At 39.5% G+C, this 18,592-nt stretch carries 18 protein-coding genes; 14 read left to right on the forward strand and 4 right to left on the reverse strand.

The window, feature by feature from the left end; all coding sequences use genetic code 11:
• Nucleotides 1-8 precede the first annotated feature (8 nt).
• From AC1DNH_RS09070 to AC1DNH_RS09085, 4 genes are read left to right on the forward strand one after another with little or no spacing between them, the layout of a single operon-like run.
• Nucleotides 9-1,490, forward strand: a complete 1,482-nt coding sequence (locus AC1DNH_RS09070; RefSeq protein WP_477581623.1) for a RagB/SusD family nutrient uptake outer membrane protein — start codon at nucleotides 9-11, stop codon at nucleotides 1,488-1,490.
• A 26-nt stretch (nucleotides 1,491-1,516) separates the two neighbouring features.
• Nucleotides 1,517-1,669, forward strand: coding sequence for a hypothetical protein (locus tag AC1DNH_RS09075; RefSeq protein ID WP_477581621.1), 153 nt, complete (start codon nucleotides 1,517-1,519; stop codon nucleotides 1,667-1,669).
• 13 nt (nucleotides 1,670-1,682) lie between these two features.
• On the forward strand, nucleotides 1,683-1,883 hold the full coding sequence (locus tag AC1DNH_RS09080; protein WP_477581620.1) for a hypothetical protein: 201 nt from the start codon (nucleotides 1,683-1,685) through the stop codon (nucleotides 1,881-1,883).
• Complete coding sequence (locus AC1DNH_RS09085) at nucleotides 1,867-2,838, forward strand: sterol desaturase family protein (RefSeq protein ID WP_477581619.1); 972 nt, start codon at nucleotides 1,867-1,869, stop codon at nucleotides 2,836-2,838. Before AC1DNH_RS09080 ends, AC1DNH_RS09085 begins: the two co-directional genes overlap by 17 nt.
• Nucleotides 2,839-2,888: 50 nt before the next feature.
• Here the strand turns inward: AC1DNH_RS09085 and AC1DNH_RS09090 are convergent, their stop codons facing one another.
• The gene (locus tag AC1DNH_RS09090; protein WP_477625327.1) at nucleotides 2,889-4,733 is read right to left on the reverse strand and encodes a hypothetical protein; all 1,845 of its coding nucleotides are present in this window, start codon (nucleotides 4,731-4,733) and stop codon (nucleotides 2,889-2,891) included.
• Nucleotides 4,734-4,964: 231 nt separating this feature from the next.
• Between AC1DNH_RS09090 and AC1DNH_RS09095 the strand changes: the two genes are divergently transcribed.
• The 6 genes from AC1DNH_RS09095 (at nucleotide 4,965) to AC1DNH_RS09120 (ending at nucleotide 8,784) form a co-directional block, all read left to right on the forward strand.
• Nucleotides 4,965-5,294, forward strand: a complete 330-nt coding sequence (locus tag AC1DNH_RS09095) for a DUF4870 domain-containing protein (RefSeq protein ID WP_477581611.1) — start codon at nucleotides 4,965-4,967, stop codon at nucleotides 5,292-5,294.
• 10 nt (nucleotides 5,295-5,304) lie between these two features.
• Nucleotides 5,305-5,832 carry a hypothetical protein gene (locus AC1DNH_RS09100; RefSeq protein ID WP_477607430.1) on the forward strand — a complete coding sequence of 176 codons (528 nt, stop codon included), beginning with the start codon at nucleotides 5,305-5,307 and terminating at the stop codon, nucleotides 5,830-5,832.
• A gap of 37 nt (nucleotides 5,833-5,869) precedes the next feature.
• Complete coding sequence (locus AC1DNH_RS09105; RefSeq protein WP_477607428.1) at nucleotides 5,870-6,436, forward strand: hypothetical protein; 567 nt, start codon at nucleotides 5,870-5,872, stop codon at nucleotides 6,434-6,436.
• Between the two features lie 19 nt (nucleotides 6,437-6,455).
• On the forward strand, nucleotides 6,456-6,755 hold the full coding sequence (locus tag AC1DNH_RS09110; protein WP_477607426.1) for a hypothetical protein: 300 nt from the start codon (nucleotides 6,456-6,458) through the stop codon (nucleotides 6,753-6,755).
• A 158-nt stretch (nucleotides 6,756-6,913) separates the two neighbouring features.
• Nucleotides 6,914-7,903 (forward strand): hypothetical protein, encoded by a 990-nt coding sequence (locus AC1DNH_RS09115; RefSeq protein ID WP_477581606.1) that lies wholly within the window; start codon nucleotides 6,914-6,916, stop codon nucleotides 7,901-7,903.
• A gap of 80 nt (nucleotides 7,904-7,983) precedes the next feature.
• The gene (locus tag AC1DNH_RS09120; protein WP_477581605.1) at nucleotides 7,984-8,784 is read left to right on the forward strand and encodes a hypothetical protein; all 801 of its coding nucleotides are present in this window, start codon (nucleotides 7,984-7,986) and stop codon (nucleotides 8,782-8,784) included.
• A 183-nt stretch (nucleotides 8,785-8,967) separates the two neighbouring features.
• Here the strand turns inward: AC1DNH_RS09120 and AC1DNH_RS09125 are convergent, their stop codons facing one another.
• Both AC1DNH_RS09125 and AC1DNH_RS09130 read right to left on the reverse strand, forming a co-directional pair.
• Nucleotides 8,968-10,473: a S41 family peptidase gene (locus tag AC1DNH_RS09125; RefSeq protein ID WP_477607424.1), complete on the reverse strand. Its 1,506-nt coding sequence runs from the start codon at nucleotides 10,471-10,473 to the stop codon at nucleotides 8,968-8,970.
• Nucleotides 10,474-10,753: 280 nt separating this feature from the next.
• On the reverse strand, nucleotides 10,754-11,437 hold the full coding sequence (locus AC1DNH_RS09130; protein ID WP_477581601.1) for an arylesterase: 684 nt from the start codon (nucleotides 11,435-11,437) through the stop codon (nucleotides 10,754-10,756).
• A gap of 104 nt (nucleotides 11,438-11,541) precedes the next feature.
• Here AC1DNH_RS09130 and AC1DNH_RS09135 point away from each other — a divergent pair, with 104 nt between their 5' ends.
• The 4 genes from AC1DNH_RS09135 to AC1DNH_RS09150 all read left to right on the forward strand — a co-directional run bounded on the left by AC1DNH_RS09135 (nucleotide 11,542) and on the right by AC1DNH_RS09150 (nucleotide 16,858).
• The gene (locus AC1DNH_RS09135) at nucleotides 11,542-12,231 is read left to right on the forward strand and encodes an ABC transporter ATP-binding protein (protein ID WP_477581599.1); all 690 of its coding nucleotides are present in this window, start codon (nucleotides 11,542-11,544) and stop codon (nucleotides 12,229-12,231) included.
• Nucleotides 12,224-14,758, forward strand: a complete 2,535-nt coding sequence (locus AC1DNH_RS09140) for an ABC transporter permease (RefSeq protein ID WP_477581598.1) — start codon at nucleotides 12,224-12,226, stop codon at nucleotides 14,756-14,758. Before AC1DNH_RS09135 ends, AC1DNH_RS09140 begins: the two co-directional genes overlap by 8 nt.
• Before the next feature lie 414 nt (nucleotides 14,759-15,172).
• Nucleotides 15,173-15,448: a hypothetical protein gene (locus tag AC1DNH_RS09145; protein WP_477581597.1), complete on the forward strand. Its 276-nt coding sequence runs from the start codon at nucleotides 15,173-15,175 to the stop codon at nucleotides 15,446-15,448.
• Nucleotides 15,449-15,565: 117 nt separating this feature from the next.
• Nucleotides 15,566-16,858, forward strand: a complete 1,293-nt coding sequence (locus AC1DNH_RS09150) for a gluconate:H+ symporter (protein WP_477607422.1) — start codon at nucleotides 15,566-15,568, stop codon at nucleotides 16,856-16,858.
• Between the two features lie 5 nt (nucleotides 16,859-16,863).
• Here the strand turns inward: AC1DNH_RS09150 and AC1DNH_RS09155 are convergent, their stop codons facing one another.
• Nucleotides 16,864-18,252, reverse strand: coding sequence for a sulfatase (locus tag AC1DNH_RS09155; RefSeq protein WP_477607421.1), 1,389 nt, complete (start codon nucleotides 18,250-18,252; stop codon nucleotides 16,864-16,866).
• Between the last annotated feature and the right edge of the window lie 340 nt (nucleotides 18,253-18,592).

Consider the following 18,592-nt stretch of genomic DNA (forward strand, 5'->3'; position numbering starts at 1 on the left):
ATATACAGATGAAAAAAACAATCACCCATCCTATAATCTGGTTATTAACAATCATAATATTTACGGCTACAGCCTGCAAAAAACTCGAAGAAAACCCGAGTTCAGTTATTGTAAGTTCGCAGTTTTTTAAAACACAATCGGATGCGATTTCTTCAGTTAATGCCGTTTATAGTTCTTTAAACAGCGACCCGAACGGCGATTTCCCTTTATATGGCCGCCAATTAAACCTATTGGTAGAAAATGCAAGCGATAACCAGATTTTTAGTCCGAGCAATACCAACCCTGATGTGCGGGCTTTAGGTGTATCAACGTATATCCCTTCTAACAGCCGGATACAGAAAGTATGGCAACAATTGTACTTCGGCATCAATAAGGCCAATATTGCGATTGATAATATATCCAATGTTTCTGCGGATACCGTTTTAAAAAACAGGCTGGTGCGCGAAGCCAAATTTATAAGGGGCCTGCTGTACTTTAACCTGGTGAGGTTATATGGCGATGTACCATTGGTACTGCACGAGCCTAAAAGTGTAAATATTGAAGATTTATTGGTTAAAAGAAGTGCTACTGCAGCAGTTTACCAGCAGATTATTGCCGATTTAACAGATGCCACCAGTTTGCCAAAAAATTATGGCACAGCCGATTTAGGCAGAGCAACATCGGGCGCAGCCCACTCACTGCTGGCAAAGGTATATGTTACGCAGCAATTATGGCCCAAAGCCCTTACCGAACTCAATACCATAATAAACGGTGGTTACGGTTATGCACTGTTTCCTAATTATAAAGATGTTTTTCAAAAAGCAACCAAGAACGGCATCGAGCATATTTTTTCTGTACAGTTTGAAAGTAATCTGGGGGCAAAAAATGTTGTACAAAATCTCAGTCAGAGTTTTACTTCATTTAATACAGGAACTTTCCCCATTGATGTACCTGCCAACAAAAGTGTTTACGAACTTTTTTCTCCTATAGATACCAGACGCGAAACCACTTTTTATGATTCTGTTTACAATGCGGCAACAGGCAAGTATGTGGTTTTTAAAAATGCCTATACGCCATATTTCAACAAATTTGTTGATTATACCTTAAGCCCCTTAAATACCCAGGCACAGAGCGGGGTAAACTATCCTGTAATCAGGTATGCAGATATATTGCTGCTTTACGCAGAAGTGGTAAACAACATCAGCGGGCCAAGCACCGAGGCTTACAATGCCATTAACAAAGTAAGGGCAAGGGCAAAAATTGCAGATTTAACGCCTGGTTTATCTGCAGATGCATTTAAAGACTCTGTTTTCTTAGAGCGTAGAAAAGAATTTATCCAGGAAGGCCATCGCTGGTTCGATCTGGTAAGGCAGGGTGGTAATATTTATGTAGATGCCCTCAAAAAAATTCCCGAAAAATTGGCTGTTTCCTCAAAAAACATCCTGTTTCCTATCCCTCAAACCGAAAGAGAACTCAATACGCTACTCACACAAAATCCGGGATATAATTAATTATTAATTTAAAAAGAAAGAAAAAAATGACAGCATCAGACTTTAGCATCTTAGGGAAAAAGATATTGGTGGGCATTATTGTAACGCTGATCCCCTTTATCATCATTTTTGGTGGCCTTTACCTTACCCAGCGATTACTTGGCAACAAGCCAGCACCACAAACCATTAACAAAAACTAAAATCCTATGAACCATGAAAATCGAAGAAAAAACCCGGCAAAAAATCATTAGAAATGCGGTATTAAGCCTCTTTATCTATGTATTGCCTATTGTGTTAATGTTCGTTACGTTTTACATTACCGGCGACAGGCCCTGGCTAAAACAACAGCACAAAGCTGAAAAAACTAAATCTGTAAACCCTAAAAATTCATCAAGCAATGGAACCAGTGATTAATTTTATCAAAAACATAATCGAAAACCTAAATGGTTTCGGTTTTCCTTTTTTAGTATTCTTTATTGGCGTACTCGAATTCTCTTTTGGCTTATATAAAGGTAAGTGGCCAAAAAACGAACGTTTTGTTGATATCGCCTGCTTTACCCTGCCAAGATTGGTGATCAGGCCAATTGTGGCCTACTATGGCCTAAAATTTTTACCATCCGTACTGCCTGGTTTAAAGAATACCTTTGAGTGGGTCCCTTTCTTTTGGGGTTGCATCATTATTGCCATTGCCGATGATCTTACCCAGTATTGGTACCACAGGCTGCACCATGAAATTCCGTGGTTATGGCGTTTTCACCGTACCCACCATTCTGCATCGTATATGGGCATGGCCATGGCCAGCAGGCAGAATGCCATTTATACCCTGTTTTTTTCACAAACCTACTTAACCACAGCCCTGGTATATTTAGGACTTGGCATACCTGCCATTGTGGTAAGAGGAATTAAAGGTACCATTACCACCCTGGCTCACTCGAGCATTCCGTGGGATAAACCTTTTTACAAATACAAAATACTGCACCCACTGGCCTGGGTACTCGAAAGAACAATTTCTACACCAGCTACCCACCATGCGCACCATGCGGCCACAACAGATGATGGCGTGGGTTACTACAAGGGCAACTTTGGCAATATGTTTTTCTTATGGGACATTATTTTTGGAACAGCTTTAATTACGCGCAAATACCCTAAGGCTTATGGCATTTCGCATTACGAAGGCGACCAATGGTATGCACAATTGTTATGGCCTATTTTTAAATCGAAAGTTGCCGGTAGTGAGTTGGCTAAAAATGGCCCTGTTGTAAGAGTAGATGAATTTTTACCTGCTAATCACACGGAAAAGAGAGATGAAGATACTTTTGAAGAAGAAGAATTTTATTACCAGCCTAAACCTACATTGGTAAAGAACTAATTTTAAAGGTCGGAATTTTTAATTCCGACCTTTAAAATTAGGATTATGTTTTAACCAACATTTTGCAAAAACAAGTTCAAATCCTCTTCTTTCCCTAAACCTAACTTTTGTTTAATCCGGTAGCGGCTCATGCGCACACTTTTGGCTTCGATATGCATCAGCTGGGCAATTTTTTTGGTATCCATCTTCAAGTGCAGATAAGCGCAGAGTTTTAGATCGAGTGGGGTGAGTTTTTGTTGTGCCCTTTGATTTAACAGCGAGAAAAATTCTGGATGTACCTGTTGGATCTGAAATTTTGCTTCCTCAAAATCGTTATCCAAAAGCAGTTCTTCATTCCAGATTTTATTAATATTCAGTTGATCGTTGGCACTGAGCTTTTCTTTGATCTGAAAAAGCATCTCTTTTTTATGTTCCAATTGTAACTGATTGGCCATTACTTCTTTCTGTAATTGTTGTTGCTGGCTTTCCAATAACAGTTGCTCTACCTTTAACCTTGCCTGCTCTTCCTTTTCCAGCCTCATCTGCAGTTCAGCATCCTGCTTTTCCAGATGCAGCTGTTTTTCACGCTGCAGTGAATACCTAAGCCTGAAATGATAGGAACGGAACATAAATATCAGGCCAAGCAAAGAAGCGATCGCAATACCAATGTATAGATACTTTTGCTGTTGCGCATATTTTTCACTTTGCTTTAACAGCTTCACCTCATTGTTTTTTTTTTCAGTTTCGTATTGTACTTCTAGTTTTTGGGCATTCAAAGCCTGCTTCTGATCAAAGAGTTTACTGTTGTATGCTGTTGCTTTTTTCTGAAACTCAAGTGCCTTTGTGTAATTGCCATTTTGCTCATAAAAGCTGGATAATGCCGTTACAATATTGATCAGTGTATAATAATATGGCGCCTGCTGGTCTTTCATCATACTATAGGCCTCTTGTAAATACCCTTCAGTCATGGCTGTATTTTTATCTCTTTTGGCGTATTCGCTCAAAATTCCCAAACTACTCGCCCTAACCTCTTCCCCATTCAGCACTCCTCTCATTACGTCGTTGGCCATATTTGCGTACCGAATGGCATTTGCTTTCGCAGCCTGATCTGTATCAGGGAAGTATTTCAAATAATAATCTGCACTATTGATGCAAGCCATAGCGTATGTTTTTCTGGCAACGTATTGAGGGTACTGTTTAAAAAGATCTTGCACTTTATCTAAGTAGTAAATAATGCTATCCCGCTGTAATTCTCTTTTGGTTGCTACAAAATTGTAATCGGCAGCTACCGACAGTGCAATATAACAGTTACTCAATAGGTTATAGTCGGTAGTTTTAAGTGCACTTTCAGTAGCCTTTTGAGCGTATCTATTTACATTTTTTACGCCGTCCCACCTCGTATTCAGTGCATATAACTGGTAATATATTTTAGCAGTAAGATAAGGATCGTATTTTTTCTCCAACATTTTAAGCCCCATCTGGCAATACTTAGTTACCAGTTCGTTATTGTCGATAGCATTGTAAAATAAAGCCTGCGCATAATAAGCATAAGCTAAGGCAATAGGCTGTTGTGCCTTTTGCCCAATAGCTAAAGTGGTATCGCTTGTTTTTTTCAACAAAGCAAACTGCTTCATATTTGCATAAACATTAGTCAGCATGGCATATGCTTTTGTGGCTTCGGTAGCGTTTTTGAGTTTTATGGCCAAACTTACACTTTGTTGCGCCTTTACAATTGCGGCTGCATAGTTTGCATTAACCCTATATCTTTCTGCCAACTGCGTAAGCAGGGCTGGTTTATCCTTCTCACTTAAATGATCGAGCGCTGTACTATCCAATAAGCTTTGCGCCTGGGCCGTATAACAACCTATAACTATCCCAATCAAGAGTAATATGTTTTTAAAAACCAGATGCTTCATATCGTAAAATTAGTATAAAGATTGGAGCTTGGGTAAAATTGTAGACAAAAGCTGAAAACAACTAAAAAACATAAAACACTAACCAACAACAACTTAAGAATACCTGTAGATGTATTGTAGACGTTTTTAAAAAATACAGTAGATGTTCTGTAGGCGGCAAGTTCTTTTAAAGAGCGATGATTAACTCCAAATTTGAACTAAATAATTTTTCAATCTAAAAAAACAGAAATCATGGACAACAAAACCCTTTCAATCATTTCTTACATCACCCTTATCGGTTGGTTAGTAGCTTATTTTATGGGAAAAGATAAAGCTGACAATTTGCTTAAATATCACTTAAGACAGTCGTTAGGCCTCGCCATTGTGAGTATCATTTTCAACATAGCGTTTACCATCATTGCCCTTGTAGTGCCCAGTTTATCTTTTTTGGGGTTTGTTGGTTATGCATTTATCATTCTTTGGGTTATGGGGATTATCAATGCGGCTAATGGTGCACTAAAACCCGTTCCACTTATTGGTAAATGGTTCGAAGACAAGTCTTCATTTGTTGGTAAATACTAAAAAGAAGTTTATGCGCCTCAACATCAAAAATGTCATGCTAATGGTGATGGTCTCGACCATCACTGCATGCAACCTTAGGGTAAATACCCCCGAAGAATATTTTGACCAGGCAGCCTTAAACGCCAATGATATATCACGTTTTGGCACTTACTATTTTGAAGGCTATCAGGAATATCTTAAAAAGGTATCTGGTCCCGGTAAAGTTACCAATTGCGAAGAATACATGAAAAATTCGATTGCCAGGGCCGAAAAGAACTTGGAGAAAGTAAAGAAACTGCAGCCAACTCCAGAAACAAAACCTATGCTGGATGCTTCAATAATACTGCACAACTATGTTTTAACAAGTTACAAGGAAGAGCATCTCAAAATAGCCAAAATGATAGATAAACATGGGCCCGAGGAAAACATCAACAAGGCCTTAACTGAACTCGATACCAAACCCTATGACTCATTTATTGAGAAATACAATAAGCTATGGAAACTTGCAGATGCATATGCTAAGGACAATAACATTGCAGTAGAAAAGATGCCTCTTTAGCAATTCATCCATTCTGTGACTTAATCATTTAAATACAATGCTAAACATAATAGAATTTAAAGAAAATTTAGGCCTAGCCGAGGTCCCGAGCGAGTTGGAAAAACTGATTTATTTCCAAAATAATATCTCTTCCTTCGAAAATTATGCTCAAGGCTTTGGTGTTTTAATCGATGATAAATCGGGCTTAAAAAGCTGGAGTGAAGATGAAAATTTTTTAAACCAGTTACTGCCCTTTGCACAGGCAAACGGTTCGGGTTCGTTTTATGCGATTTGGAACGATGGAACTAATAAAGGTTTAAACCAAATGCCTGTTGTGGTTTTTGGAGACGAAGGAGGAGTTCATATTGTTGCAGAAAATATTCAACAGTTTTTACATTTACTCACCTATGATACCGAAATCTGGGTTGATTCTGAGGAAACCTATTTCTATAAAGATGAGAAAAGCTATGAAGAAAGTGAAGATCTGGGTGAATATTTAAAGTGGATGAAAGGCGATTACAACCTGGATCGGATTGAGGCGCCCAATGAGTTGATTAACACCGCCCAGCAAAAACACAAAGAAAACTTTGATCAATGGTTTGGAGGGTATTTTAAGGAAGAATAAATTACGCAATAAAGTAACAATGTGGAGCGATAAATACAACTATTATAACATTAAAAGCGATCGGGAGCATGCTGTAAAAATAGAAGCCGATAGCGTAATGAATGTGCTGTTACAAACGGGGAATTTCGTTCGAAAAAATCATCAAACCTTAAGCAATGCAGATCATTTTCCTTGGGTCGACATTATTTTGGCAGAAGCAAAAGATGGAAATTTTGCTTCTTCAATAAAGAAAACAGGCTTTATTAATTTGATTGCCATTGTTTGTGCCAAAGGAAAGACCCTTGATCAGGAGCTATACATTAAAACATTTTTAAATTAGCCGAAAAATTAAACTGGAGGCTATATCTGGAAGCAGATGATCAGGGAAATGAAAATATAGAAATTGGCCACATTCTTTAATTTCCGTTACAATAAAAACAAAATACAGCGCAATTAAGGAAAAATCATCATTTTGTAATCCATCTAACCTAAACAATTATGGGAAAAGGACTTTCGATATTCTGGATACTTTACATGTTGTTTTTTGCCATTCCCTTCCCGATGTTGTTATATTACAACATTAAGAGCGACAACATGCCGAACTTGATGGAACGCGACCCATGGCTATCGTTAAGTTTGGTAGCGGTTGCTGTGTTATTATGGATTATTCTTTTAATAGGCTATTACCGTAAATGGGTAATCCGTACTTTTTCGATAAAGCACAATATAGAAAAACTCAAAAATACCGGTGAGCCACGTGAAGCCAAAATTATAGAGGCTGTAAAAGTGTCAAAACCTAAAGTGGCTTATGATGCCTATGAACTCACACTCCAGTTTAAAAATCTGGCGGGTAGTGAAATCAGGCAAAAAACCACAATAAACGATTCAAAACCTTACGAACGCCGCTATGAGGTTGGTAAAACCGTGGGCATACTGTTGGATAAGGAAGCAAACAAAGTCCCTTATCTCATTATCGCCAGTACAGAAGTGAGCATAAACAAAACCATAGTAGCGCTGGTTAACTTGGGTTGGCTCACTTTTACCTGTATCGTTGCTGGCTATTTTGTTTATTCCTATTCCTCAGAAAGCGAAGGCATGGGCTGGCGTTTTATGAGCATAGGTCATCCGTTATTGGTTTGCCCCGCAGTACTTCTTTTTTACCGGTTTTTAGGTACTATTATCCAAAGCAAATTTTGGGGTAAGCCAAATGAATTGTTCCCAATCAAATTTAAAGGTATCCGGACAACTGCCAGGTTGATTAAGGCCAGCCAGACCGGAACCTTTATTAACGAACAGCCAATGATTAACTTTGAACTGGAATTTACCGATCAACATAACCAAAAATATAAGGCAAACCTAAAAAAGATTGTTGACCTGCTCGATCTGGATATAACCAAACAGGAACATGTATCCATTTTTTACCTCAAAGAAAATCCACAGAAAATTGCCCTTGAAAAAGACCTGAACGAAATTAAAGGAGAATTCTGATGAAAAACTTAAACAACATCTCCAGCCTGATCATATTGTCTTGCCTCCTGTGTTTGAGCTGCAAACAGGTCACAAAAAGTGTGGACGAAACCTTTCATCCAAACGATTCTTTGGCTAAAAAATACAATAAAGAAAACCGTATCGGATCAGAAGGCGAATATACCAGAACCACTAAAACGACAACTTCTACACATCATCATCAGGAGAAATTTGTGGTGATAAACGGTGATACGGTTAAAACGCCAGAACTTCAGGACAAGGCAAAAGAACTTTTTCATGATCTGGAACTATTAAAACAAAAGCAAACACCAGCAGATAGCAAGGAAATCCAAAAAAGGGTAAATGAATTTTTAAAGGATATGAACCTGCCTCAGCCAGGGGCAAAAAACAGCAATACAGAAAAACCAACAGCAAAAGTCAGGAAAGGAATGTTAAGTGCTTCACAATTAGCACAGGCTGAAGAGAAACTAAGGCGGCTGCCACAATACCGTGATAGAGAAATTGTGATATATGAATCTGTACACTTTTATGAGGATGGCTCCATTAAACTGGCCTTACAGCATCCGGAAAACCCTAAATATGTAGATGCATACCAATACAAAGATGGTTATTGGTCTGATCCAAAACCTGTACAGGCCAGGAATATCGAGCGCAGGACATTTCCTTTAAGTAAAATAAATTTTGCAGATGCACACAAGGTAATGCAAATTTATAATGATAAAGCCGCTCAGGTTGAAGGTGCAAAACCCACCACTACGGCCTACATTTCAATTTGGGATGATGGTATGCGTTGGTTTCCTTCCACAATAAATGGCAGCCGCGAGCGCTACGACCTGCAATTCAATAACGATGGTACCCTAAAGCGTTTTAGGCAGGAGTGAAAAATAAGAATGGGAAAAGCTTATTCCTTTTGTACAACAGAAAATTGATGCTCAAGTTTTCCCGATTTTCAGGTTCAGATCTGCCGTCGTTACCATAAAGTTGCTGACCACGTAGTAGCTACAAGACAATTGAAAATACTACTTCTACTTGTAAAACAAGTTCAGCAGGACAAAATCTCGAATCTATTTAACCAAACTCAATGCTTTTCTTAAATCTACATCGTTATTGCGCACCACATCTTCGGGTTTGTAGTTTACAACATAATCGGGAACAATACCTCTCCCTTTAACTGGATTTTTAGCCATCGAAACTACCCTCATCCAAGGAAAATCGACTGCAATTTTGGTATTGGGCAAGGTTAGTTTCTGAAGGGTTACCCCATTACAGCCCTCTTCAGTGCCTGCGGTTTCCCTTCCTATAAATTTAACATTCTTCCGTTGTGCTTTTAAAGCAGCCGTAAGCAATGCGCCCGACGAAAAGGTAGCACCATCAATTAAAACAATTAGGTTCCCGTTAAAATGATCCTTTTCTGCCAGTTGAAAAGGCCCATAAATCCGGCCAAATGCAGGGGTTGCATTAATATGATACCAATTACCTTCTTTACCGCCAGTTTTAAAGCCCAGCACAAATCCTTGCGTTACGGTTGTATCAAAATATTTTGAAAAACGGTTCTGTGCCAGATCGGCAACTCTTGATTTCACATCCTTAACAATGTTAAAAGAGGAATCGGCGAGGTAAGATAACAATTGTGTAGCTACCCTGATGTCACCACCTGTATTGTGCCTTAAATCTAACACCAGGTTTTTGATTCCTTTTTCTCGGATCGATGCAAAAGCATTTTTATACACAACAGTATCTGCGTATGCAAAAGGAGGTGCCGAAAACCATGCGGTGGCTGTTTTTTTTAAAAACCTCAGCCGACGATCAGGAATATCCTTGACAACAACCCAGTTTGCAAAATTATCGACTGGTTTTAACTTCGGATCTTCTGCTATTGCCCCATCTTCTGCCGCTTTCACATTTATGTTTTTTATTGCACCATTAGCGGTACGAAGTTTAATCTGATATGGGCCTGGCCAATGGTAACATTTATTACAGGCATCTTCAAAACCGTCATATTCGCTCAGAAATAGTTCTTTAAATGTTTCAGCATAACCATCTCCGCAATACAAACCATATCCATGTTCAATTATTGCCGAAACCGCTATTCCGTTAATATCGATAATTTCATCTCCTGTGTTCACCTCGGTTGTTTGATGCATCGTTATCCATACACGGTGGTTCCTTACCAGTACTTTAAAAGGGAGGTGGGGAACCTTTTCATTGGCCGATGGCTTAAATAATGCTGAATGTTTTAACTGCGTATGCCCGCACCTCAACCCGCAAATAAAAGGATAAATCTGATCGATAAACTGGCTTTCGGTAAGTGGCGATTTTATTGAGGTATAAGTTTTATCATAGGCCTTTTGCAGATCTGCAGGTGAGGTATAAAACCCATAGCCAGGATGCAATTCTTTAACTACCGACCACAAAACAGATAGATCATCATGCATGCTTTTTACGTTAAGCATATTTTTACCAAGTGTTTCAGTAACTACGCTCCTTCTTTTATTTGAAGTATTGCCTCCACAACCGAAGGCAATGACCATTAGAAAGAAAACAAAGATTTTCACAAGATGCGTTTTCATTGCAGGATGATTATTTACATGCAATATACTGGAAGTTAAATGGGAACTAAAATTTCAATCATCCACTGCTAGATTATTAACCAACATTTGTGATTTTATTTTTATTTCAAAATAATAGCAGATCTTAAACCCCAAGGCAATAAGATTCCCCACTGCATGGGAATGACGATCGACTTCGACCTCATAACAACTCTGTACCCTCTGCGCCTTTCTCTTTGTGGCCTCTGCGGTTAAAAAATGGAATTAATTCTGAAGATTAACTGCGGTTAAAACTGTTTAACTACAACAAATCCTTCAACACTACCCATACGTTTTCGGCAAGAATCTTATCTCCTTCAGCAGTTGGGTGTATACCATCGGCCTGGTTTAATGTCGGAACACCACCCACCTTATCCAATAAAAAGGGGATCAGTGCCATTTGGTTTTTCTTTGCCAGATCAGGAAACATGTTTTTAAAGTCGGCAGCATATTTGGCACCCATATTAGGCGGAACCTGCATACCGGCCAACACCATTTTAGCATCAGGGTATTTAGCTTTTACACGATCAATAATCGCTTGAAGGTTTTTAACCGTTTGTGATACAGGCAACCCGCGCAATCCATCATTTGCGCCAAGTTCGAGCACGAAAATATCCACTCGCTGCTTAAGTAACCAATCTATCCGCCCTTTTCCGCCAGCAGAAGTTTCGCCACTTAAACCACCATTAATTACTTTGTAAGGCATTTGTAAAGAATCGATCCGATTTTGGATCAACGCCGGGTAAGCTTCCGTTGGATCGAGTCCATAACCTGCAGTCAAGCTGGTCCCAAAAAAGAGGATATTCTTCTGCTCAGTAGCCACGGAAGCCGTTTTTTGGTCAGTCGAATCTAAAGTTTTATCGGCATTGCTTTTATTTTCGCGGTTTCCGCAGCTCAGCAGTACAAGGCTCAAAACAAATAGCCCCATTAATCGTTTTCGTAACATATCTAATTAATCTATATCTAATTATTGTTTAAACCATTACCTTAACAGGCAGTGCCTCGTTATGTTTGGCCACAATCTATACGCAAACCCTAAAAATTCAGCTATTGGAAAGCATATTGAACATCCGAAATGTAAGCAAAATTTACCAAAGTGCCGGACGGAAACTGACCGTTTTGGATAACATTAATTTTTCGATAGCAGCTGGCTCAACTGTGGCCATAACGGGTCCTTCGGGAAGCGGAAAAACAACCTTACTTGGTTTATGTGCCGGATTAGATAGGGCCAGCAGCGGAACGGTTGAACTGAATGGTATTGCCTTAGAGAAACTGAATGAGGATGAAAGGGCGGCAATCAGAAATCAATATGTAGGTTTCATTTTTCAGAACTTTCAACTGTTGCCCACTTTAACGGCACTCGAAAATGTAATGGTACCTTTAGAATTAAGGGGGGCAAAAAACATCCGCTCACATGCATTGGAACTGCTGGATAAAGTTGGCCTTGCCGACCGTTCGCATCACTATCCCGTACAGCTATCAGGTGGTGAGCAACAGCGTGTTTCGCTGGCAAGGGCATTTTCGAATCAACCGGCTATTCTTTTTGCAGATGAACCTACCGGAAACCTTGATGCGGAAACCAGTGAAAAAGTGATCAAATTGCTTTTTGATTTAAATAAAGATGCGGGAACCACATTAATTATCGTAACACACGATCTTGAACTGGCTGCCAGAACGGCAAGGAGCATTAAAATTAAAGGCGGCGTAATCATTTCAGACGAAAACCCTACTTATGCCTAATAGCCTCCCAAAACAATCTATTAAGTTTTCGTGGCTATTTAAAATGGCCTGGCGCGATAGCAGGAAAAACCGTGCACGTTTATTACTCTTTATCTCCTCTATTGTTTTGGGCATTGCAGCCCTCGTTGCGGTTTATTCGTTTAAAGATAACCTGCAAAAGGATATTGATGCACAGGCAAAAGAACTTACAGGAGCCGATCTGGTTTTAGATAGCCGGAAGGGCGTAAGCAAAGCGATGCAAAAAATGCTCGATACACTTGGTGATGAACGATCGCAGGAGAAAACATTTGCTTCGATGATCTATTTCCAGAAAGGCGGAGGCAGCCGCTTGGTACAGATGAAAGCCCTGGAGGGGAATTACCCTTATTATGGCACAATAGAAACCATTCCCCTAGCCGCTGCAAAACATTTTCAATCGGGAAGAAATGCATTGGTAGATCAAACGCTAATGCTGCAGTTTAATGCAAAAGTTGGCGATTCGGTAAAAATAGGCGATCTCAATTTCAATATACTGGGCACTTTAACCAAAGCTCCGGGCCAAACCGGTATTGGTGCAAGTATTGCGCCTACCGTTTATATTCCATTACAAATCCTCGATAAAACCAATCTGATTAAAACCGGAAGCCGGATCAACAATAAATTTTATTTCAGGTATAACGATCCATCCAAAATAGATGAATGGGTTAAAAAGCAGGACAGCAAATTAGAAAAAGAAGGTTTCGATGCCGATACGGTTGAATCGAGGAAAGAACAGACCGGAAGATCGTTTAAAGATGTAAACCGTTTTCTGGCTTTATCTGGTTTTATCGCTTTGCTGCTGGGTTGTGTTGGTGTAGGTAGCGCTATCCATGTGTACATTCAGGAAAAACTAAGTGCAATTGCCACACTGAGGTGCTTAGGATTAAAATCACGTCATGCATTTTTAATCTACCTTATCCAGGTCTTTTTCATTGGCTTAATTGCCTCTGTTTTAGGGGCAGCTTTAGGCACAGGGATACAGTTTTTGCTTCCACTGGTATTAAAAGATTTTCTACCGATCGAGATTACCATGCAGGTTTCCTGGCTGGCAGTTGGTCAGGGTATTTTATTGGGGCTGATCATCTCGATCCTCTTTGCACTTCCCTCACTCCTATCCGTAAGAAGGATTTCGCCATTAAATGCCATCCGGATTTCTTTCGAAAAAGCAACTGGAAAAAGAGATCCGCTAACCTGGTTGGTATACCTGTTTATGGCGGTCTTTATTACGGCCTTTACGCACTTGCAGATGAAAACATGGATACAAACGCTGGCTTTTACCGCAAGTATTGCCATCGCTTTTGTGCTGTTGATTATCCTGTCTAAAATATTGATGTTTCTGGTGAGAAAACTCTTACCCAATTCATCCAGTTATTTATGGCGACAGGGCTTTGCCAACCTTTACCGGCCGAATAACCAAACCTTGATGCTTACCGTTTCTATAGGTTTATCAACCGCATTTATCTGCACCCTATTTTTTGTTCAGGGGATCTTAATGAGTCGCGTTACACTTTCATCAGGTGCTAACCAACCTAACATGGTGATGTTCGACATCCAGAATACGCAAAAAGAAGGATTGGACAGTTTAACCAAAGCTTTCAAATTGCCGCTAATGAACCAGGTGCCTGTAATTACCATGCGCATTGAAGAAATTAACGGAAAGAAAGCCAGTGCAGATACCAATAACAGAAGGGCTTATCGCAACGAAATCAGGGCTACCTACCAGGATACTTTAACCGCAGCAGAGAAAATTACATCAGGCAAATGGACTGGAAAAATAAAATCTAATGAAACGGTTTATATTTCACTGGATCAGCGTTATGCCCAGCAGATTCATGTTGAGCTGAATGATAAAATTCTTTTTAATGTGCAGGGTATGATGATACCAACAGTTGTTGGAAGTTTGAGGGAAGTGAACTGGAGCAGGATGCAGACCAATTTTAGGGTTGTTTTTCCAGCAGGGGTATTAGAAGAAGCACCACAATTTCATGTGTTGATGACCAGGGTACCATCGGGCGAAGTTTCAGCCCGTTTTCAGGGAGAAGTGGTGCAAAAATTTCCAAACGTTTCAGTCATCGATTTAGATCTGGTATTAAAACTCTTAGATGAGCTGTTAAGCAAAATCGGTTTTGTAATTCAGTTTATGGCTGGCTTTAGCATGGTTACCGGTTGGATTGTTTTAATCTCTTCGGTATTAACCAGTAAAAACCAGCGGATAAAAGAAAGTATTTTGTTGCGGACAATGGGTGCCAGTAGAAAGCAGATTTTAGCAATAAATGCGATTGAATATTTCTTTTTAGGTGCTTTTGCCGCAGGCGCCGGATTAATTTTAGCCATCAGTGGAAGCTGGGCATTAGCTAAATTCACTTTCGATGCAGCCTTTGTGCCTCCATTGGTACCAACCTTATTGTTGTTTGGCTCAATTGTATCGCTCGTGGTAATTACTGGTATTTTAAGTACAAGAAGCATCCTAAACCAACCGCCGTTAAAGATTTTAAGGACGGAGAGTTAAGCGGTGAGCGAGAGGTATTAACCACCGAGCAAACAGAGAAAACAGAGCAGGATATTGATTCTGATTCAATGGTTCGTGTCCTCACGAACCATCACGTTGCATCATTACCAGCTTCTCTTTGATGATCGCCGCTCCGTGTCAGTCTGAGCGTAGTCGAAGACCTTTTTTAATAAACGTCCATAATAAACCGTATAAGGCTTACATATCCCTTTGATCCGTGGTTCGTGTCCCCACAAACAAAGATAATCGTAATGCCATAAGCTTTAAGATTAGCTTCGCTGAGCACTTCGTGGTTCCCGCCTGCGCGGGAATGACGACCGTTCTTTGGAATCGAACCACTACTTTGCATCATTACCAGCCTTCTCTTTGATGATTGTAGCCACAAAACAGGCTAATCTTTAAACGTGACACCAAATGTTAGGTTTACTTTATTCCATTGCTGTTCAAGCTCAACAACGGATTAAAACAATCCTACAAGTTTTACTAATAATTGATACTTTTACGATTATGATCAGATTAAACAATGATACGCCCAACGATATTCTCCAAGATGTAAAAATCGGCGATATGGTAACCGATACTTTTAGCAAAACCGGCCTCGTAGAAAACATAGAGATTAGCGATGATGGCCTGTACCGCGTTTACGAGTTTCATCTCGTTACCGGCAGAACCATTACTGTTAAAAAGTAAAAAGCGTTAAAAAAAATGAAATAAAAGGATAGACACAGATAATATTAAAATCAGTGTTTATCTGTGTGCATCCGTGTTAAAAGCTACATTTAATCACATTACCTAAGCCCTAACCAAATGTCATTACTTATCCTACTCTTCGGCATCCTGTTGCTTTTCGTGCTGATCTTGAAAAAGATCAACCCAATGATTGCCCTAATTGCTGTGGCAATTATTACTGGTCTTTTATTGGGAATGCCTGCCACAAAGGTAATGAGCTCTATCAGCAATGGTATAGGCAGCACGCTGGGCAGCATGGTAATGGTTTTGGCGCTTGGAGCGATGATGGGTAAATTGATTGAAGACAGCGGATCGGCAAAAAAGATCGTTTTCATATTGATCGGGGCCTTTGGCAAAAAGAACATTCAATGGGCTGTGCTGTTAACCGGTTTATTGGTGGGGATTCCTTTGTTTTATAATGCAGGTTTTGTGGTGTTAATCCCTTTGGTTTTTGCCATTTCTGCCACAACAGGACTATCAAAATTATACATCGGCATACCAATGGCCACAGCCCTTTCGGTAACACATGGTTTTTTACCGCCCCACCCTGGCCCGATAGCTTTAGCTGGTATTTTCCATGCCGATATTGGTAAAACATTGATTTACGGTTTAACTTTAAGCGTACCAATTGCAGTTATTGCCGGAATTTATTTTCCGCGATTGATTCTCAAACGCGATCAATCGGTAACTGTTCAGCGTTTCAGTATCAATGAAGAAGAAAACCTTCCTTCCGCTTCAAGGAGTTTCATTACCGCATTATTGCCAGTATTTTTAATTATTGCGGGAACGATAGGGAGTAGTTTTAAATTCGATTATATCAGTAAACCGCTGTTTATATTTTTAGCCGATCCTACCGCTGCCTTATTAATTTCGGTTATTATTGCTTTAGCGATTCAAAAAACTTCCATTACAAAAGCAATGGAATCGTGCGCTGAAGGTGTTAAAAGTATTGCCATGATTATCTTAATTATTGCAGCAGGCGGTGCCTTTAAACAGATTTTGATTGATAGTGGTATGGGTGAAACAGTAAAACAACTTACCGGTGGGCTGAATTTATCGCCATTATTACTCGCATGGTTAATTACCGCATCACTTAGGGTAACCCTGGGTTCGGCAACAGTGGCCGCACTAACCGCATCGGGTATGGTACTCCCTTTAATTGGCCCCGGAACACCTCCAGAGTTAATGGTTTTATCGGTTGGTGCGGGGAGTCTGATGTTCTCACACGTAAATGATACTGGTTTCTGGATGTTTAAAGAATACTTTAACCTAAGCCTGAAAGAAACTTTCAGCACCTGGACCATGATGGAAAGCCTGGTTTCTGTTTTAGGTCTTATTGGGGTGCTCCTGCTTAATCAATTTGTCAATTAAAATGGCTACTGCTTAACCGGAGCAATATAATCCTTGTTTAATTCAGCTACTTTTGGTGCTTTAACATCTATGTTCCACTTTTGTAACAAGCCAAGAAGTTCTTCTGCTTTTTTAGGGTTTTTATCTGCCAGATTATTTTTCTCACCTATATCATCTTTTAAGTTATAGAGCTGAGTTGAACCATCTTCGAAATAATAGTGCAGTTTCCAATCGCCTTTACGGATAGTTTGTCCGGGCCTTGTCCTAAAAATCGGATCGTTGGTCTCTTTATTTCCGCCTTCTAAATAAATCGGAAAATACCAATATAATGGCCGTTCTGCGAGGTTCTTATTATCTTTTTGAGTGAGCAGATAGTTATAAATGCTATTGCCATCGAGTGGTGGGTATTTCTTTATCCCTGCCAGTTCCATCAGCGTCGGATAAAAGTCTAAATTGCTTACCGGCAAATCAGATTTTGATGCGGGTTTTATCTTTCCTTTCCAGATAAAAGCCAAGGGCACACGGGTACCACCTTCAAAATAACTACCTTTGCCAGCTCTTAAAGGATGCTGAAAGGTAACTTGATTAAACCCGCCATTATCCGAAGTAAAAATGATAAAGGTATTATCAAGAACGCCTTGATCTTTTAACGCTTTTAATAAGATTCCGATATTTCGATCTTCGTTATTCACCATTGTAGCATAGGCTTTATTGGTCTGTTCATCATCGCTCTTATTGGCAAATTTGTACAACAAACTGTCAACCTTCTGGATCGGGCTATGTACAGCATACGTGGCATAGTACAAAAAGAAAGGTTTGGTCCGATCTAATTTTTTAAGGTAATCAACAGTCTTATCTACAATTAAATCGGTTAGGTATTTATCATTTGGGCCATCAAGTTCTATATTTTTGTAAGGTGGATAATAACTTGCTGGCGCACCCACATGTGAGCCACCAATATTGTAATCGAAGCCATAAGGTAATGGATTATCGCTCATGTGCCATTTACCCGCAATGCAAGTGCTATAGCCGTTTTCTTTTAATACTTGGGGAAGAATTTTAAACCTGGGATCAAGGGTCTCTTTGTTTTTAACGGGAATTAACTTCCTGTCTTTACTTTGACCGCGTTCTGATGTGCCAACTGTATAAATACCATGTCGGCTTTGCCATAAACCAGTTAACATGCTTGCCCGGCTTGGTGCACAGTTAGATGCCGAAGCATAACCATTGGTAAATATTAATCCTTCTTTTACTAATGCATCTATTACCGGCGTTTGATAAAATTTAGACCCCATAAATCCGGTATCTTTCCAGCCCATGTCATCAATATTGATAATCAGTATATTGGGTTTTTGCTGGGCAATTGAATAAAAGGAGAAAATTGATAATGCCAGGAGTAAAAGACCTTTTTTCATTAATTATGATTTTGAACATTAAAAATCAAATCTATATTTTTAGTAGGGTATTATCAAAGAAATACTCAAATAATGAGAACCAGCTATAAAAGCATTTAAATAAACAAATTGTAGATAGTTAAACCTATTATTTTATAAAGCAACTGCTACAGCTTCTAAGTAATAGCAACGGGATCTCATTTCGAAACCTYAATTCCTGCTTTTATCCAGGGTAAATTAAACCCGACCAATAGCGTTATCCCTCCCGGTTTTACATCGGGATTCAAAGGAATTAAGCAAAGGGCGGCACTAGTGGAACCGAAGCACTACAGGCACTGCTTTTCAAAAAATGATCAATTCT

It is taken from the genome of Pedobacter sp. 01N310 (genome assembly GCF_056399805.1).

Coding starts and splice junctions, on each gene's coding strand:
- AC1DNH_RS09085 (WP_477581619.1), top strand. CDS start 1,867: ATGGAACCAGTGATTAATTTTATCAAAAACATAATCGAAAACCTAAAT.
- AC1DNH_RS09080 (WP_477581620.1), top strand. CDS start 1,683: ATGAAAATCGAAGAAAAAACCCGGCAAAAAATCATTAGAAATGCGGTA.
- AC1DNH_RS09115 (WP_477581606.1), top strand. CDS start 6,914: ATGGGAAAAGGACTTTCGATATTCTGGATACTTTACATGTTGTTTTTT.
- AC1DNH_RS09070 (WP_477581623.1), top strand. CDS start 9: ATGAAAAAAACAATCACCCATCCTATAATCTGGTTATTAACAATCATA.
- AC1DNH_RS09125 (WP_477607424.1), bottom strand. CDS start 10,473: ATGAAAACGCATCTTGTGAAAATCTTTGTTTTCTTTCTAATGGTCATT.
- AC1DNH_RS09075 (WP_477581621.1), top strand. CDS start 1,517: ATGACAGCATCAGACTTTAGCATCTTAGGGAAAAAGATATTGGTGGGC.
- AC1DNH_RS09145 (WP_477581597.1), top strand. CDS start 15,173: ATGTTAGGTTTACTTTATTCCATTGCTGTTCAAGCTCAACAACGGATT.
- AC1DNH_RS09100 (WP_477607430.1), top strand. CDS start 5,305: ATGCGCCTCAACATCAAAAATGTCATGCTAATGGTGATGGTCTCGACC.
- AC1DNH_RS09155 (WP_477607421.1), bottom strand. CDS start 18,252: ATGAAAAAAGGTCTTTTACTCCTGGCATTATCAATTTTCTCCTTTTAT.
- AC1DNH_RS09090 (WP_477625327.1), bottom strand. CDS start 4,733: ATGAAGCATCTGGTTTTTAAAAACATATTACTCTTGATTGGGATAGTT.
- AC1DNH_RS09110 (WP_477607426.1), top strand. CDS start 6,456: ATGTGGAGCGATAAATACAACTATTATAACATTAAAAGCGATCGGGAG.
- AC1DNH_RS09150 (WP_477607422.1), top strand. CDS start 15,566: ATGTCATTACTTATCCTACTCTTCGGCATCCTGTTGCTTTTCGTGCTG.
- AC1DNH_RS09140 (WP_477581598.1), top strand. CDS start 12,224: ATGCCTAATAGCCTCCCAAAACAATCTATTAAGTTTTCGTGGCTATTT.
- AC1DNH_RS09130 (WP_477581601.1), bottom strand. CDS start 11,437: ATGTTACGAAAACGATTAATGGGGCTATTTGTTTTGAGCCTTGTACTG.
- AC1DNH_RS09095 (WP_477581611.1), top strand. CDS start 4,965: ATGGACAACAAAACCCTTTCAATCATTTCTTACATCACCCTTATCGGT.
- AC1DNH_RS09105 (WP_477607428.1), top strand. CDS start 5,870: ATGCTAAACATAATAGAATTTAAAGAAAATTTAGGCCTAGCCGAGGTC.